The organism is Azospira oryzae (assembly GCF_004217225.1).
Lineage (GTDB): Bacteria > Pseudomonadota > Gammaproteobacteria > Burkholderiales > Rhodocyclaceae > Azospira > Azospira oryzae.
Genome location: NZ_SHKM01000002.1, coordinates 707,474 through 722,349, shown reverse-complemented (window position 1 = coordinate 722,349; position 14,876 = coordinate 707,474). Strand labels below are relative to the sequence as shown.

General features: G+C 67.5%; 14 protein-coding genes and 1 riboswitch. Of the genes, 10 read left to right on the top strand and 4 right to left on the bottom strand.

Translation table 11 applies throughout. The features are described 5' to 3' along the window. Positions 1 to 43: 43 nt before the first annotated feature. The 4 genes from ahcY to metK form a co-directional block, all read right to left on the bottom strand. Positions 44 to 1,444, bottom strand: coding sequence for an adenosylhomocysteinase (gene ahcY, locus EV678_RS12410; RefSeq protein ID WP_130459736.1), 1,401 nt, complete (start codon positions 1,442 to 1,444; stop codon positions 44 to 46). An 85-nt stretch (positions 1,445 to 1,529) separates the two neighbouring features. Beyond that, positions 1,530 to 1,619: riboswitch (S-adenosyl-L-homocysteine riboswitch) on the bottom strand. A 62-nt stretch (positions 1,620 to 1,681) separates the two neighbouring features. Then, on the bottom strand, positions 1,682 to 2,911 hold the full coding sequence (locus EV678_RS12405) for an HD-GYP domain-containing protein (RefSeq protein ID WP_130459735.1): 1,230 nt from the start codon (positions 2,909 to 2,911) through the stop codon (positions 1,682 to 1,684). 106 nt (positions 2,912 to 3,017) lie between these two features. Beyond that, positions 3,018 to 4,694 (bottom strand): fatty acid--CoA ligase, encoded by a 1,677-nt coding sequence (locus EV678_RS12400; RefSeq protein WP_130459734.1) that lies wholly within the window; start codon positions 4,692 to 4,694, stop codon positions 3,018 to 3,020. Positions 4,695 to 4,862: 168 nt separating this feature from the next. Then, the gene (gene metK / locus EV678_RS12395) at positions 4,863 to 6,026 is read right to left on the bottom strand and encodes a methionine adenosyltransferase (RefSeq protein ID WP_014235756.1); all 1,164 of its coding nucleotides are present in this window, start codon (positions 6,024 to 6,026) and stop codon (positions 4,863 to 4,865) included. 215 nt (positions 6,027 to 6,241) lie between these two features. Between metK and EV678_RS12390 the strand changes: the two genes are divergently transcribed. The 10 genes from EV678_RS12390 (at position 6,242) to EV678_RS12345 (ending at position 14,856) form a co-directional block, all read left to right on the top strand. Then, positions 6,242 to 7,132: a lysophospholipid acyltransferase family protein gene (locus EV678_RS12390; protein WP_130459733.1), complete on the top strand. Its 891-nt coding sequence runs from the start codon at positions 6,242 to 6,244 to the stop codon at positions 7,130 to 7,132. Next, positions 7,129 to 7,986: an LpxL/LpxP family acyltransferase gene (locus tag EV678_RS12385; RefSeq protein WP_130459732.1), complete on the top strand. Its 858-nt coding sequence runs from the start codon at positions 7,129 to 7,131 to the stop codon at positions 7,984 to 7,986. The genes EV678_RS12390 and EV678_RS12385 overlap by 4 nt, the downstream gene beginning before the upstream one ends. Positions 7,987 to 8,008: 22 nt before the next feature. Then, positions 8,009 to 8,530 carry a GNAT family N-acetyltransferase gene (locus tag EV678_RS12380; protein ID WP_130459731.1) on the top strand — a complete coding sequence of 174 codons (522 nt, stop codon included), beginning with the start codon at positions 8,009 to 8,011 and terminating at the stop codon, positions 8,528 to 8,530. A gap of 19 nt (positions 8,531 to 8,549) precedes the next feature. Then, the gene (gene dapF, locus EV678_RS12375) at positions 8,550 to 9,380 is read left to right on the top strand and encodes a diaminopimelate epimerase (protein WP_130459730.1); all 831 of its coding nucleotides are present in this window, start codon (positions 8,550 to 8,552) and stop codon (positions 9,378 to 9,380) included. After that, on the top strand, positions 9,377 to 10,057 hold the full coding sequence (locus EV678_RS12370) for a DUF484 family protein (RefSeq protein WP_014235761.1): 681 nt from the start codon (positions 9,377 to 9,379) through the stop codon (positions 10,055 to 10,057). The genes dapF and EV678_RS12370 overlap by 4 nt, the downstream gene beginning before the upstream one ends. 14 nt (positions 10,058 to 10,071) lie before the next feature. Continuing rightward, positions 10,072 to 10,977, top strand: coding sequence for a tyrosine recombinase XerC (gene xerC / locus EV678_RS12365; protein WP_130459729.1), 906 nt, complete (start codon positions 10,072 to 10,074; stop codon positions 10,975 to 10,977). Between the two features lie 4 nt (positions 10,978 to 10,981). After that, complete coding sequence (locus tag EV678_RS12360; protein ID WP_130459728.1) at positions 10,982 to 12,124, top strand: VIT1/CCC1 transporter family protein; 1,143 nt, start codon at positions 10,982 to 10,984, stop codon at positions 12,122 to 12,124. A gap of 96 nt (positions 12,125 to 12,220) precedes the next feature. Then, a complete protein-coding gene (locus tag EV678_RS12355) occupies positions 12,221 to 13,408 on the top strand; it encodes a class I SAM-dependent rRNA methyltransferase (protein WP_130459727.1) in 1,188 nt (395 codons plus the stop codon). Between the two features lie 238 nt (positions 13,409 to 13,646). Then, positions 13,647 to 14,102: a hypothetical protein gene (locus EV678_RS12350; RefSeq protein ID WP_014235765.1), complete on the top strand. Its 456-nt coding sequence runs from the start codon at positions 13,647 to 13,649 to the stop codon at positions 14,100 to 14,102. Positions 14,103 to 14,229: 127 nt separating this feature from the next. Next, positions 14,230 to 14,856, top strand: a complete 627-nt coding sequence (locus EV678_RS12345) for a DUF2238 domain-containing protein (RefSeq protein ID WP_130459726.1) — start codon at positions 14,230 to 14,232, stop codon at positions 14,854 to 14,856. Positions 14,857 to 14,876 lie beyond the last annotated feature (20 nt).

Below are 14,876 nucleotides of genomic sequence, written 5' to 3'. Positions count from 1 at the left end.
GTCTGCAGGCCGCCTCCGGCAAGGGAGACGGCCCGGCTACGGCTTAGTAGCGGTAGTGGTCGGCCTTGTAGGGGCCTTGCACGGGCACGCCGATGTAGTCGGCCTGCTGCTGGGTGAGGGTGGTCAGCTGCACGTTGAGGGTCTTCAGCTGCAGGCGGGCCACCTTCTCGTCCAGGTGCTTGGGCAGGGTGTAGACACCCACCGGGTAATCGGCAGTCTTGGTGAACAGCTCGATCTGGGCGATGGTCTGGTTGGCGAAGGAGGAGCTCATCACGTAGCTGGGGTGGCCGGTGGCGCAGCCCAGGTTCACCAGGCGGCCCTTGGCCAGCAGGATGATGCGCTTGCCGTCGGGGAAGATGACGTGATCGACCTGGGGCTTGATCTCTTCCCACTGGTACTTTTCCAGGGAAGCGACGTCGATTTCGTTGTCGAAGTGGCCGATGTTGCAGACGATGGCGTTGTTCTTCATCTTCACCATGTGGTCATGGGTGATGACGTGGAAGTTGCCGGTGGTGGTGACGAAGATGTCGGCCTTGTCGGCAGCGTATTCCATGGTGACGACGCGGTAGCCTTCCATGGCGGCCTGCAGGGCGCAGATCGGGTCGATCTCGGTGACCCAGACCTGGGCGGAGAGGGCGCGCAGGGCCTGGGCGGAACCCTTGCCCACGTCGCCGTAGCCGCAGACCACGGCGATCTTGCCGGCCACCATGACGTCGGTGGCGCGCTTGATGCCGTCCACCAGGGATTCGCGGCAACCGTAGAGGTTGTCGAACTTGGACTTGGTGACGGAATCGTTCACGTTGATGGCGGGGAACTTGAGGTCGCCGCGGGCATGCATCTGGTACAGGCGGTGCACGCCGGTGGTGGTCTCTTCGGTAACGCCCTTGATCTTTTCCAGACGCACGGAGTACCAGGTGGGGTCCTGGGCCAGCTTGGCCTTGATGGCGGCGAAGAGGATGGTCTCTTCTTCGGAACCGGGCTTGGCCAGGACGGAAATGTCCTTCTCGGCCTTGGCGCCCAGGTGCAGCAGCAGGGTGGCATCGCCGCCGTCGTCCAGGATCATGTTGGAATAGCCACCGTCGGCCCATTCGAAGATGCGGTGGGTGTAGTCCCAGTACTCGGTCAGGGTCTCGCCCTTGACGGCGAAGACGGGGATGCCGGCAGCGGCGATGGCGGCAGCGGCGTGATCCTGGGTGGAGAAGATGTTGCAGGAAGCCCAGCGCACTTCGGCACCGAGAGCCACCAGGGTCTCGATCAGCACCGCGGTCTGGATGGTCATGTGCAGGGAGCCGGTGATGCGAGCGCCCTTCAGGGGCTGGCTCTTGGCGTACTCCTCGCGGATGGCCATGAGACCGGGCATTTCGGTCTCGGCAATCTTGATTTCCTTGCGGCCCCAGGCGGACAGGCCCAGGTCGGCGATCACGTAATCTTTGAATTCAGCCACAGCAGTGCTCCTTAAGAACTGTGGCCGGGGAGGGGAGGGAGTGCGATAGCAGGGCTCACCTGGCCCCCTGCGCCCGGCAGGGTTGTAAAGGTGAGCGCCGTTGAAACTGGTCTCCCCTGGCGGGGCAGACATCCGAGCCTGGGACCTTGCCGGCCTCGCAGCGCTCCTCGGAAGTGGCGGATTATAGACGGAAATACCGGTCGGGGAAATTCCCCGGCCGGCCCTCCCGCACCGGGCTCAGGCCGCCGCCGTGCTCCAGATTTCGTCCACGTTGCGGATGCCCCACTTGGCCGGGTCCTCTCGGCCGGCGATCTTGTCGTGCACGCCGGGGCGGGACAGGTCCAGCAACTCCGGCGCAATGTGGGCATTGGACTTGGTGGAAAAGAAGACCTTGACCCGGGGCGCCAGCAGGGACTTCTCGCTCTGCTCCACCACCACCCCCAGCCGCCCCGATTCGAGGCGGACGAAGGAGCCGATGGGGTAGATGCCAAGGCTCTTGACGAAGGCCTGGAAGACCCGGGGATCGAAATGCCCGTCGGCCCACTCGGCCATTTTCTTGATCGATTCGGCCGGGTCCCAGCCGGCCTTGTAGGGGCGGTTGGAGGTAATGGCGTCATAGACGTCGCAGACCGCCCCCATCTTGGCCAGCAGGCTGATCTCGTCGCCCTTGAGGCCCTTGGGGTAGCCGCCGCCGTTCATCTTTTCGTGGTGGTGCAGGCAGACGTCCAGCGCCTCCGGCGGCACCCCCTTGCCTTCCAGCAAGACCTTGTGCCCTTCGGCGGGGTGGGTCTTGATGACCGCAAATTCTTCGTCGGTCAGCTTGCCCGGCTTGTTGAGGATTTCGGCCGGGATGAAGGCCTTGCCCATGTCGTGCAGCAGGCCGGACAGGCCCGCCAGACGGGTCTGCTGCTCGTCCAGGCCGAGCTGGCGGGCCAGAGCCACCATCAAGGCGCAGACGGCTACGGAGTGCATGTAGGTGTAATCGTCGGCCGTCTTCAGGCGGGCCAGGCTGATCAGGGCGCCGGGATTGCGGGCCACGGAATCGGCGATCTCCTCCACCAGCACCTGGGCCTGCTCCGCATCCACGGCCTTGCCCATGCGGGCCTCCTGGAACATGGACACCACGGCCTTCTTGGCGCTGTTGCAGATTTTCGCCGCCCGCTGCATCTCCACCGCGGTGCTGGTGCGCTCCAGGGAACGGGTGGCCTGGGCCTCCCGCACCTGTTCCTCGGCCACCAGGGCCTCGGACTCGGTCTCGCTGATGGCCGCCTCGCCGGCTTCCACGTCCAGCCCCTTACCGGCATCGATCCAGACTTCGGTGATGCAGCTGGCGCGAATGGCGCGGATGTCCTCCGGGTCCTTCAGGACGAAGGAGTTGCGCCAGAACGGATGATCGATCCAGGCGCCACAGAAGGATTTGAGATACATGCCGACACGCAGTTGTTCGACATGGATTTTCTTGAGCATGGGGGACAGGCAGGAGGCGGAAAACCTCCATTTTATGCCCAGGGGAAGGCGAATTGCGGAAATTACCCCCGCCCCTGGGAATCACCCCAGGCCGGGGACGGAGGAACTAGGGCTGGGCAGCCTTGGCGGCCTCCAGGTTTTCCCGCATGAAACGCTTGTTGATCTTGCCGATGCTGGTACGGGCCAAGGTCTTGACGAAGGAAACCTGCATCAGCACCCCGTAGCGGGAGACTCCCAGGGTTTCCGCCAGGTGGGCGGCATGGTTGCGGATGGCGTGCTCGGTGACCTGGCCATCCATTTCCGGCTTCAGTACCACCAGGGCCAGAGGCCGCTCGCCCCACTTCTCGTCCCTGACCCCGATCACCGCCACCTCGTGCACCGCCGGGTGCTGGCCGATGATGTCTTCCAGCTGCAGGGAGGAGGTCCACTCGCCACCGGTCTTGATCACGTCCTTGATGCGGTCAGTGATCTGGATGGAGCCGTTGGCGTCGATGTTGCCGATGTCGGCGGTGTGCAGGTAGCCCCCACCCCACAGCTCTTCGGCCGACGCCGGATCCTTCAGGTAGCCCTGGGTCAGCCAGGGGGAGCGCACCACCAGTTCGCCGACGGCCTGGCCGTCGTGGGGCTGGGGCCGCATTTCCGCATCGACGATGCGCAGGTCCACCAGGGGCAGAGGCAGGCCGGTACGGGCGCGCAGGGCGGCCTGCTCGGCCAGGGGGGCCTGCAGCTTGGCCGTGGGCAGGTGGGCCACGGACAGGATGGGACAGGTCTCCGACATGCCGTAGCCGGTGAAGACGTCGATCCCCTTTTCCAGGGCCGCCACCGCCATGGCCTGGGGCAGGGCGGAGCCGCCGATCATGACCTTCCAGCCGGACAGGTCCGTCTCCCTGGCCAGGGCGTGGTTGAGCAGCATGTGCAGGATGGTGGGCACGCAGTGGGAGAAGGTGACCCGCTCCCGGGCCTTCAATCGCAACAGCACCTCGGGCTGGTAACGTCCCGGGTAGACCTGCTTCAGGCCCAGCATGGTGGCCACGTAGGGCAGGCCCCAGGCATGCACGTGGAACATGGGGGTGATGGGCATGTACACATCGTCCCGGTGCAGGCGGCCCTGTACCGGCGCGGTGCCGAGGCCGGTGGCAGCACCCATGGTGTGCATCACCAGTTGCCGGTGGCTGAAATAGACACCCTTGGGCAGGCCCGTGGTGCCGGTGGTGTAGAAGGTGGTGGCCTTGGCGTTCTCGTCGAAGTCGGGGAAGTCGTAATCGGTGGCGGCAGCGGCCAGCAGCTCTTCGTACTCCCCGGCGAAGGGGACGGGGGCCTGCATCTTCTCCGGATTCTCATGGTCGCCGTGGATCAGGACGAAGGTCTTGACGCTCTCCAGGCGCTCCGCCATGGCCTGCAGCAAAGGAAAGAACTCGCTGTTCACCAGCACCACGTCGGCCCGGGCATGGTTCAGGGTGTACAGCATCTGCTCCGCCGTCAGCCGCACATTCACCGTCTGCAGCACGGCGCCCATCATGGGCACGGCGAAGAAGCACTCCAGATAGCGGTGGCTGTCCCAGTCCATCATGGCCACCGTGTGACCGGGCTCCACCCCCAGGGCCGCCAGGGCGTTGGCCAGGCGGCCGATGCGCTGCTGCAGGGTGCGGTAGGTGTAGCGGACGCTGTCCCGGTAGACGATTTCCTGGTCCGGTGCATGGGCCAGGGGGGTGTGCAGCAGATGCTTGATCAGCAGCGGGTAGGAATAGGCGGACGGAGTGGTCTCGATGAGTTGGACCGGCATGGCGTTCTCCCTCGTTTTTATTTATGTCGGTACGGCTGTGTTCTCAAGGGGGATGTTACAGGAGGGTGACAGGCACCGTAAGGCGCGGCCCGCGCCGCCCCCCGATCTGCAGGCAATAAAAAAGCCCGCCCCCGGTGGGGGACGGGCCTGTGACGACTGCGGCCGGGCTTAGAGGCCGGCGTCGCTCTTCAACAGGGCGGCGCGGTCGGTGGCTTCCCAGGTGAATTCCGGCTCGTCGCGGCCGAAGTGGCCGTAGGCGGCGGTCTTCTCGTAGATGGGACGCAGCAGGTCGAGCATGTTCACGATGCCCTTGGGACGCAGGTCGAAGTGCTTGCGCACCAGGGCGGTCAGGGTCTCGTTGCTCACCTTGCCGGTGCCGAAGGTCTCCACCATGATGGAGGTGGGCTCGGCCACGCCGATGGCGTAGGAGACCTGCACCAGGCACTTGCTGGCCAGGCCGGCGGCGACGATGTTCTTTGCCACGTAACGGCCGGCGTAGGCGGCGGAACGGTCCACCTTGGAGGGGTCCTTGCCGGAGAAGGCGCCGCCGCCGTGGGGCGCGGCACCGCCGTAGGTGTCCACGATGATCTTGCGGCCGGTGAGGCCGCAGTCGCCCTGGGGACCGCCGACGACGAAGCGGCCGGTGGGGTTCACCAGGTACTTGATGTCGCCCTTGATCAGTTCCTTGGGCAGCACCGGCTTGATGATTTCCTCGATGGTAGCTTCCCGGATGGCTTCCAGGCTCATGTCCGGGGCGTGCTGGGTGGACAGCACCACGGTGTCGATGGAGTCGGGCTTGCCGTCCACGTAGCGGATGGTGACCTGGGACTTGGCATCGGGACGCAGCCAGGGCAGGCGGCCGTCCTTGCGCAGCAGGGCCTGGCGCTCCACCAGACGGTGGGAGAGGAAAATCGGCAGGGGCATCAGGGACGGGGTTTCGTCACAGGCGTAGCCGAACATCAGGCCCTGGTCGCCGGCGCCCTGGCCCAGGTTGTCGTCGTAGGCCTTGTTCACGCCCTGGGCGATGTCCGGACTCTGCTTGTCGTAGGCCACCAGCACGGCGCAGCCCTTGTAGTCGATGCCGTATTCGGTGTTGTCGTAGCCGATGCGCTTGATGGTGTCCCGAGCCACCTGGATGTAATCCACGTTGGCATTGGTGGTAATCTCGCCCGCCAGAACCACCAGACCGGTGTTGCAAAGGGTCTCGGCGGCGACGCGGGAATGCTTGTCCTGGGCCAGGATGGCGTCCAGGATGGCATCGGAGATCTGGTCGGCGACCTTGTCGGGATGGCCTTCGGAAACGGATTCCGAGGTAAAGAAGTATTCAGCCATGTGTACTGCTCCTAAAGAATTCCCCGTATTACTTGACCGGCGCGACCGGCTCCGGGGGAGAGCAGGCGACGCTTTAGCAGTATTTGTGAACCGCCCTGCAAGTTGTCCTGATTAACTCGGCGGCCGATAATTCTATTTTTTCGCCGGCCCCGGGTCAAACCCGTCGCTCCCGGCAATTTGAGCGCCATCAAAAATACGTTCCGCGAGCCCACCCCTTGAGCCTTCTCTTCCGCCTCCTCGCCTGCCTCCCTCTGGCCTGGCTCCACGCCCTGGGCGCCCTGCTCGGGCGCCTGGTGTACCGCCTGTCCGCCACCTACCGCTCCCACCTGCAGCAGAATCTGGCCCTGGCCTACCCGGCCGACGCCGCCACGGACCTGATCCCGGCCATTGCCCGGGAGGCGGGCAAGGGCGTCCTGGAACTGCCCAAGGTCTGGCTGCGCCCCCTGGAGGAAGTGGCGGCCAGGGTGGTGCAGGTGAGCGGCTGGGAGCTGGTGGAGGCGGCCTGGGCGGAGGACGAAGGCATCATCTTCCTCACTCCCCATCTGGGCTGCTTCGAGATCACCGCCCAGTACTATGCCCGCCAGGCGGTCCGGGCCCGGCCAGCAGCCCCCATCACCGTGCTCTTCCGCCCGCCCAAGCTGGAGTGGCTGGGCCGCATCATCGCCGCCGGCCGGGCCCGGGGCGAGCACCTGAAGCTGGCCCCGGCCGACCTTTCCGGCGTACGGGCCCTGATCCGGGCCCTGAAGCGCAAGGAGGCGGTGGGCCTGTTGCCGGACCAGGCCCCCGGTGCCGGCGAAGGCAAATGGCTGCCCTTCTTCGGCCGCCCCGCCTACACCATGACCCTGGCGGCCCGCCTTTCGGAAGCCGGCGGCCGGGTGATCTTCGCCTACGGCGAGCGCCTGCCCCACGGCCGCGGCTACCACCTGCACCTGCAGGCGCCGACCCAGCCCCTGACGGGCGACACGGTGGCCCGGGCGGCCCAGATCAACCGGGAGCTGGAAACCCTGATCCGCCAGTGCCCGAGCCAGTACCTGTGGGGCTACAACCGCTACAAGCGCCCCCGGGGCGCCGAACCGGCGCCGACAGCAGCGGAGGACTGCCGGTGACCCGCCTCGCCCTGGCCCTGCTCTGGCTCTGCCACTTCCTGCCCCTTCCCCTGCTGCGGGCCCTGGGCGCCGCCTTCGGCTACCTGCTGTACCTGCTCGGCGCCGAACGGCGGCGGGTCACCCACACCAACCTGGCCCTGTGCTTTCCCGAACTTGGCGAAGGGGAACGCCGGCGGCTGGCCCGGCGCCATTTCGTCGCCTTCGGCCAGTCCTTCCTGGACCGGGCCCTGCTCTGGCACGCCTCCCCGGCCCGGCTGCAACGCCTGATCCAGGTGGAAGGCTGGGACAACCTGCCCCGGGACAGCGCCCCCACCCTGGTCCTGACACCCCATTTCCTCGGCCTGGATGCGGGCTGGAGCGCCCTGACCCGGGACCGTCCCATGCTCTCGGTCTATTCCCAGCAGAAGAACCCCCATTTCAACACCGCCCTCTACGCCGGCCGCATGCGTTTCAACGCCCCCAACCTGCTCTCCCGCCAGGACGGCATGCGCAAGGTGGTGAAGGCCCTGGCCGAGGGGCGGCCCTTCTACTACCTGCCGGACATGGACTTCGGCCCCCGGGACGCCATCTTCGTGCCCTTCTTCGGCATCCCCGCCGCCACCATCACCGGCGTAGCCCGCCTCGCCGCCCTGGGCAAAGCCCGGGTGGTGCCCTGCATCGCCGAGATGACGCCCCGCGGCTATCGGGTGCGCCTGCTGCCGGCCTGGGAACATTACCCCAGCGGCGACGTCACAGCCGATACCCGCCGCGTCAATGCCTTCATCGAGTCGGAGGTGCGGCGCATCCCGGAGCAGTACTACTGGGTACACAAGCGCTTCAAGACCCGGCCCCCAGGCGAAGCCCGTTTCTACTGAGCAGCACCGCGAAAGACCCCTCATGCCATCCCCCGCACAACCCACCCCCCTGATCCGCCCCGTCGCCCGGGAAGAGGTGGGCGCCATCGCCCAGCTGGCCCGCACCGTCTGGCAGGCAGCCTACCGGGACATCATCAGCCAGGCCCAGATCGACTACATGCTGGGCCAGCGCTACGGCGCGCCCCGCCTGCTGGAGGAGCTGGCCCGCCCCGACATCTGGTGGGACCAGGCCTTCGTCGGCGCCCGCCGCCTCGGCTTTGCCGCCACCCAGGCCACCGCCACCCCGGCCGAATTCAAGCTGGACAAGCTCTACGTCCATCCCGAAGCCCAGCGCCAGGGCGTCGGCAGCGCCCTGTTGCAGCACGTGGCCCAACGCTGCCGGGCCCGGGGCGGCAAGAGCCTGGTCCTGGCGGTGAACAAGAACAACGCCCAGGCCATCGCCGCCTATCGCAAGAACGGCTTCGAAGTACGGGAGTCGGTCTGCGTGGAGATCGGCAACGGCTTTGTCATGGATGACTTTATAATGGCCCGGTCCCTCGCTTGAAAGCACGCAGGCCAACGCCATGAAACTCAAATTCACCAAGATGCACGGACTGGGCAACGACTTCGTCGTGCTCGACGGCGTGCGCCAGAACATCACCCTCACCCCGGCCCAGCTGCGCTTCCTCGCCGACCGCAACTTCGGCGTCGGCTGCGACCAAATCCTGCTGGTGGAAAAGCCCGGCCAGGCCGGCGTCGATTTCCGCTACCGCATCTTCAATGCCGACGGCAGCGAGGTGGAGCAGTGCGGCAACGGCGCCCGCTGTTTCGTCCGCTTCGTGCACGAACAGGGCCTCACCGACAAGCGGGAAATCAAGGTGGAAACCAAGTCGGGCATCATCAGCCCCCGCCTGGAGGCCGATGGCAACGTCACCGTGGACATGGGCAAGCCCATTTTCTCGCCGGACCGCATCCCCTTCGTCTCCCCCACCGACGCGGTGATCCAGCCCCTGCAGGTGGGCGACCAGGAAGTGGCCATCACCGCTGTCTCCATGGGCAATCCCCACGCCGTGCAGGTGGTGGCGGACGTGGACACGGCGCCGGTGGCCATCCAGGGACCCATGATCGAATCCCACCCGCGCTTTCCCCAGCGGGTCAATGCCGGCTTCCTCCAGGTGGTGGACCGACACAGCGTGCGCCTGCGGGTCTACGAGCGGGGCGCCGGCGAAACCCTGGCCTGCGGCACCGGCGCCTGCGCCGCCGTGGTGGCCGGCATCAGCCGCGACCTGCTGGATTCCCCGGTGCGCGTCAGCACCCGGGGCGGCGAACTGAGCATTGCCTGGAACGGCCCCGGCACCCCGGTGCACATGACCGGCCCGGCCGTCACCGTCTTTAGCGGAGAAATCGAACTGTGAGCGACATCCAAACCCCGCGCCTCTCCGGCGCCGACGTGGCCGAATACCTGGAACACAACCCCCAGTTCTTCGAAGAGCACGCCGACCTCATTTCCCGGCTGGTGATTCCCCACCCCCACGGGGGCCGGGCCATCTCCATCACCGAGCGGCAGATGCTCACCCTGCGCGACAAGAACAAGGCCCTGGAAGGCAAGATGGCCGAACTGCTCGGCTTCGGCGAAGCCAACGATGCCATCAGCGAAAAGATGCACCGGCTGGCGGTGGCCCTGGTGGCCGCCACCACCTTCCAGGCGGTGATCCACATCCTGGATTTCCACCTCAAGGAAGACTTCGCCATACCCCACGTGGCCCTGCGCCTGTGGGACCAGCCGGAAGGCGTGGGCGAGCTGCCCGAGTTCGCAGCCGTCTCCGAGGAACTGCAGGTCTTCGCCGAAACCCTGGGCCGGCCCTACTGCGGCTCCACCTCCGGCTTCGAGACTTCCACCTGGTTCGGCGACACCTCCGCCCACATCCGTTCCCAGGCCCTGGTGGCCCTGCGCAATGGCGGCGGCACCTTCGGCATGATCGCCATGGGCAGCGAGAGCATGGACCGCTTCTACGCCGACATGGGCACCCTCTACCTGGAACGGCTGGGCGAGATCGTCTCCGCCGCCATCGGCCGGGCCCTGCGCCACTAGGCAAGGCGGGCTCCATGGACGGCCACAGCCTCGCCGGAGCCTTCCTCGACGAACTGGCGACCCAGCGTCGCCAGTCGCCCCACACCGTCAGCAACTACCGCCGGGACCTGGGCAAGCTCCTAGCCCTGGCCGCCGAACTACCGGGCAGCCCGGACCTGGGCGAACTGCAGTCCCACCACATCCGCCGCTTCGTCGGCCTGCTCCACGGCCGCGGCCTGGCGGGCCGCTCCCTCGCCCGCAGCCTGTCGGCCTGGCGTGTCTTCTACCGCTGGCTCGGCCGCCACGGCCACGCCGGCCACAATCCCTGCGAAGGGGTGCGGCCGCCCAAGAGCCCCAAGGCCCTGCCCCGCACCCTGTCGCCGGATGAGACCGCCCGCCTGCTGGAAACCTCCATCGATCCGGACGATCCCCAGGAGCTGCGGGACCAGGCCATGTTCGAGCTGTTCTATTCCTCCGGCCTGCGCCTGGCGGAGCTGGCCGAGCTGAACGTGGATGCCCTGACCGACATCGGCGGCGGCGAAGTCCGGGTCCACGGCAAACGGGACAAGGAGCGGGTGGTGCCCGTCGGCAGCAAGGCGCGGCAGGCCCTGGCCGCCTGGATGGCGCGGCGGCCCGAGCTGGCCCGGCCGGAGGAGAAGGCCCTCTTCGTCGGTGCCCGGGGCCGGCGCATCGCCCACGGCATCATCCAGCAGCGCCTCTGCCGCCGGGCCCTGCTGGCCGGCCTGCCCAGCCACGTGCATCCCCACATGCTGCGCCACTCCTTTGCCAGCCACGTGCTGCAGTCCTCCGGCGACCTGCGGGCGGTGCAGGAGATGCTCGGCCATGCCAGCATCGCCTCGACCCAGGTCTATACCCACCTGGATTTCCAGCACCTGGCCCAGGTATACGACACCGCCCATCCCCGGGCCAAGCGCAAGTAAGGCCATGGCCAAGCCCGATCCACGCCAGGACCTGAGCCGCTACCGGCGCAACCAGCAGGGCGAGGTGGACAGCGCCGCCCTCTACCAGGCCATGGCCGAGGCGGAAGCCAGGCCGGAACTGGCCGCCATCTACCGCCGCCTGGCCGCCGCCGAGGCGGCCCACGCCCAGTTCTGGCAACGCCGCCAGGAGCGGGCCGGGCAGCCGGCCCCGAACCTGGGTCCCACCTGGCGCGCCCGCATCCTCATCTGGCTGGCCCGGCACCTGGGCGCCGCCAGCGTCCTGCCCACCGTGGCGGCCCGGGAAAGCCTGGACCAGACCAGCTACGACGACCAGCGGGAATCCCGCCACACCGACCTGCCGGCCCAGGAGCGGGCCCACGCCCGCCTACTCTTCCGCCTCACCTCCATGGGCAACGGCGGCCGCTGGGACGGCGGCACCTATGCCCGCCTGGAAGGGCGCCACGGCGCCGGCGGCGGCAATGCCCTGAGGGCCGCCGTGCTTGGCGCCAACGACGGCCTCGTCTCCACCCTCAGCCTGGTCATGGGGGTGGCCGGCGCCCAGTTCTCCAATACGGCCATGCTCGCCACCGGCCTGGCCGGCATGCTGGCCGGCGCCTGCTCCATGGCCATGGGCGAATGGATCTCGGTGCAGAGCAGCCGGGAAATGTACGCCCACCAGATCGCCGCCGAAGCGGAGGAACTGGCCGAAGTGCCGGCGGAGGAGCAGGCCGAACTGGCCCTCATCTACCAGGCCAAAGGTTTCACCGCCGAGGAGGCCGCCGCCATTGCCGCCCGGGTCATTCAGAACCAGGAGACGGCCCTCGACACCCTGACCCGGGAAGAACTGGGCATAAACCCGGACGACCTGGGAGGCTCCGCCGGTACCGCCGCCCTGGCTTCCTTCGCCGTGTTCCTGGTGGGCGCCCTCATTCCCATCCTGCCCCTGCTGTTCCTCCAGGGCAGGGCCGCCGTCATGGGCAGCGCCGTGGCCAGCGCCCTCGGGCTGTTCCTCATCGGCGCCGCCATTTCCATTTTCACCGGCCGCCATCCGGGCCGGGCCGGCCTGCGCCAGCTGCTCATCGGCATGGCCGCCGCGGCCGTCACCTACGGCGCCGGCTACGCCGTCGAGGCCTGGCTGGCCGCCTGACCGCCCCTATCGGCGCGGGCCGTGGCGCCGTACGGCATCGCCCGGTACACTGCGCACCTTTGCCGCCGCCGCGGCGCCGCTTTGCAAGGTCTGCCCATGTCCCAGCTCATCCTCTTCCCCGGCAAGGAACGCTCCCTGCTGCGCCGCCATCCCTGGATCTTCGCCGGCTCCGTCGGCCGCCTGAAGGGCAAGGCCCGCCCCGGCGACACGGTGGAGGTGCTGGCCGACGACGGCAAGTTCCTGGCCCGGGCCGCCTACAGCCCCGATTCCCAGATCCGGGCCCGGGTGTGGACCTTCAATGAAAACGAGACCATCGACGACGTCTTCTTCAAGCGCCGCATCGCCGAGGCCGTGGCCCGGCGCCGCAACCTGCCGGAGTTGAAGAACGAGGAAGGCGTGCGTCTGCTGCACGGCGAATCCGACGGCCTGCCCGGGGTCGTCTGCGACCAGTACGGCGACACCCTCTCCCTGCAGCTGACCTCGGCCGGCGGCGAGAAGTGGCGCAAGGCCATCGTCAATGCCCTGGTCCAGGCCACCGGCTGCTCCCGCATCTACGAGCGCTCCGATTCGGACGTACGCCGCCTCGAAGGCCTGGAGCCGGTCACCGGCTGGCTCCACGGCGAGGCCCCGGCCGGCGATCTCTCCATCATGGAGAACGGCGTGCGCCTGCTGGTGGATGTGGTGGGCGGCCACAAGACCGGCTTCTATCTGGACCAGCGGGAAAACCGCCTGCTCACCGGCGCCCTGGCGGCGGGCAAGAGCGTGCTCAACTGCTTCTGCTACACCGGCGGCTTTTCCCTCCAGGCCCTGGCCGGTGGGGCCGCCTCCGTGCTCTCCATCGACTCCTCCGGGCCGGCCCTGGAGACGGCCAAACGCAACCTGGCCCTCAATCCCCAGCTGGATGCCGCCCGGGCCGAATGGTGGGAAGCCGACGTATTCACCGCCCTGCGCGAGCTGCGCAAGGCCGAGCGCAAGTTCGACCTGATCGTGCTCGACCCGCCCAAGTTCGCTCCTTCCGCCGCCCACGCCGACCGGGCAGCCCGGGCCTACAAGGACATCAACCTGCTGGGCTTCCGTCTGCTCAATCCGGGCGGCCTGCTGTTCACCTACTCCTGCTCCGGCGGCATCGGCAACGAGCTGTTTCAGAAGATCATCGCCGGCGCTGCCCTCGACGCCGGCGTGGATGCCCGCATCCTGCGCCACCTGGCGGCCGGTCCGGACCACCCCATCGCCCTGGCGGTGCCGGAAGGCGAATACCTCAAGGGCCTGCTCTGCCAGGTGTGACCCCCGGCGCCTCGCCACGGCTGCCGGTGCAATAGCACCGGCAATATTCCGTCGACATATTTTCATTCCGGGCCTATGCTGCATGGGCAGTCGGCGCGGCCGCCCATCGATGTCGTAATACATTGGTAATAAAGCACTTTCCAACAAGACCGCCCGCCGCCTGCAACGCACGGCATCGGGCGGCATGGCGGCTGCCGCGACCGATATCCATCCTCCGCCGCCACTGAAGGAGTGCATCATGGCTATTCTGAGTTTCAACGGCCGGGTCAATATCGCGGTCCGCATCGTCACCGAACAGTACCCCGCCGCCAAGCTGTACGAAGCCGACGGCATCGCCTCCAAGGGCCCCACCACAGACCCGGCCCAGATCGACCAGCTGCGGGTGGTGTTCCAGAATTCCAACAACACCACGGTCATCATCAAGTCCACCGGCTACGGCGAATTCGGCGCCCCCGTGCTCATTCCCGAACCCTGGCTGGAGGACGTGGTGATCCAGTGGCCGGTGCCCATGGACCTGCCCGAAGCCAACAAGCTTAAGGAACAGGCCGGCTTCACCCAGGCCTACGGCGCCGTGACCCTGCGCAATCCCCTGGGGCCCAAGCTGGGCAATCCCTACTTCATTTTCGGTGGCAACCCGAGCCAGCCCTACGTCTTCGTGGACGTGGTCACCGGCCAGGTGCACCAGGGCCGCTGATCCTCCGGCGGCGTTCCAGGGCCGGCGCCTCCTGCAGGAGGCGCCGGCCTTTTCCATCCCGGGACGGGCTAGTCAGGGAGTGGCGAAAGGCACTACAGTGCCCGGACCCGCGCTTATCGTGTCCGCCATGACCTCATCCCGCACCTCCCTGTTGCTGCTCCTGGCCGTCGCCACCCTGGCCCTGCTCGGCATCACCGGCTACCGCCCTTATGACCGGGCCACCTGGCTGCTGGAGGTGCTGCCGGTGCTGATCGCCCTGCCCCTGCTGGCCCTGACCTGGCGCCGTTACCCCCTGACCACCCTGCTGTATGTCTGCATCTTCATCCACGGGGTGATCCTCATGGTGGGCGGCATGTACACCTATGCCCGGGTGCCCGTGGGCTTCCAGGTGGCCGAATGGCTGCACCTGCAGCGCAATCCCTACGACAAGCTGGGCCACCTCTTCCAGGGCTTCGCCCCGGCCCTGATCGCCCGGGAAATACTGCTGCGGGGAGCCTATGTGCGGGGGCGCAAGATGCTGTTCTTCCTCGTCACCAGCGTCGTGCTGGCCATCAGCGCCACCTATGAACTGCTGGAATGGTGGACCGCCCTGGCCTTCGGCCAGGGGGCGGACGACTTCCTCGGCACCCAGGGCGATCCCTGGGACACCCAGTCGGACATGTTCTGCGCCCTGCTCGGGGCTCTCCTGGCCCAGCTGGGACTGGCCCGCTGGCAGGATCGGCAGATCGCCGCCCTGCCCCGTCCGAAAGCCTGAGGGGCGAAAAAAAAAGCGCG

Coding starts and splice junctions, on each gene's coding strand:
- EV678_RS12405 (WP_130459735.1), bottom strand. CDS start 2,911: ATGCTCAAGAAAATCCATGTCGAACAACTGCGTGTCGGCATGTATCTC.
- EV678_RS12400 (WP_130459734.1), bottom strand. CDS start 4,694: ATGCCGGTCCAACTCATCGAGACCACTCCGTCCGCCTATTCCTACCCG.
- metK (WP_014235756.1), bottom strand. CDS start 6,026: ATGGCTGAATACTTCTTTACCTCGGAATCCGTTTCCGAAGGCCATCCC.
- EV678_RS12380 (WP_130459731.1), top strand. CDS start 8,009: ATGCCATCCCCCGCACAACCCACCCCCCTGATCCGCCCCGTCGCCCGG.
- dapF (WP_130459730.1), top strand. CDS start 8,550: ATGAAACTCAAATTCACCAAGATGCACGGACTGGGCAACGACTTCGTC.
- xerC (WP_130459729.1), top strand. CDS start 10,072: ATGGACGGCCACAGCCTCGCCGGAGCCTTCCTCGACGAACTGGCGACC.
- EV678_RS12360 (WP_130459728.1), top strand. CDS start 10,982: ATGGCCAAGCCCGATCCACGCCAGGACCTGAGCCGCTACCGGCGCAAC.
- EV678_RS12355 (WP_130459727.1), top strand. CDS start 12,221: ATGTCCCAGCTCATCCTCTTCCCCGGCAAGGAACGCTCCCTGCTGCGC.
- EV678_RS12350 (WP_014235765.1), top strand. CDS start 13,647: ATGGCTATTCTGAGTTTCAACGGCCGGGTCAATATCGCGGTCCGCATC.
- EV678_RS12345 (WP_130459726.1), top strand. CDS start 14,230: ATGACCTCATCCCGCACCTCCCTGTTGCTGCTCCTGGCCGTCGCCACC.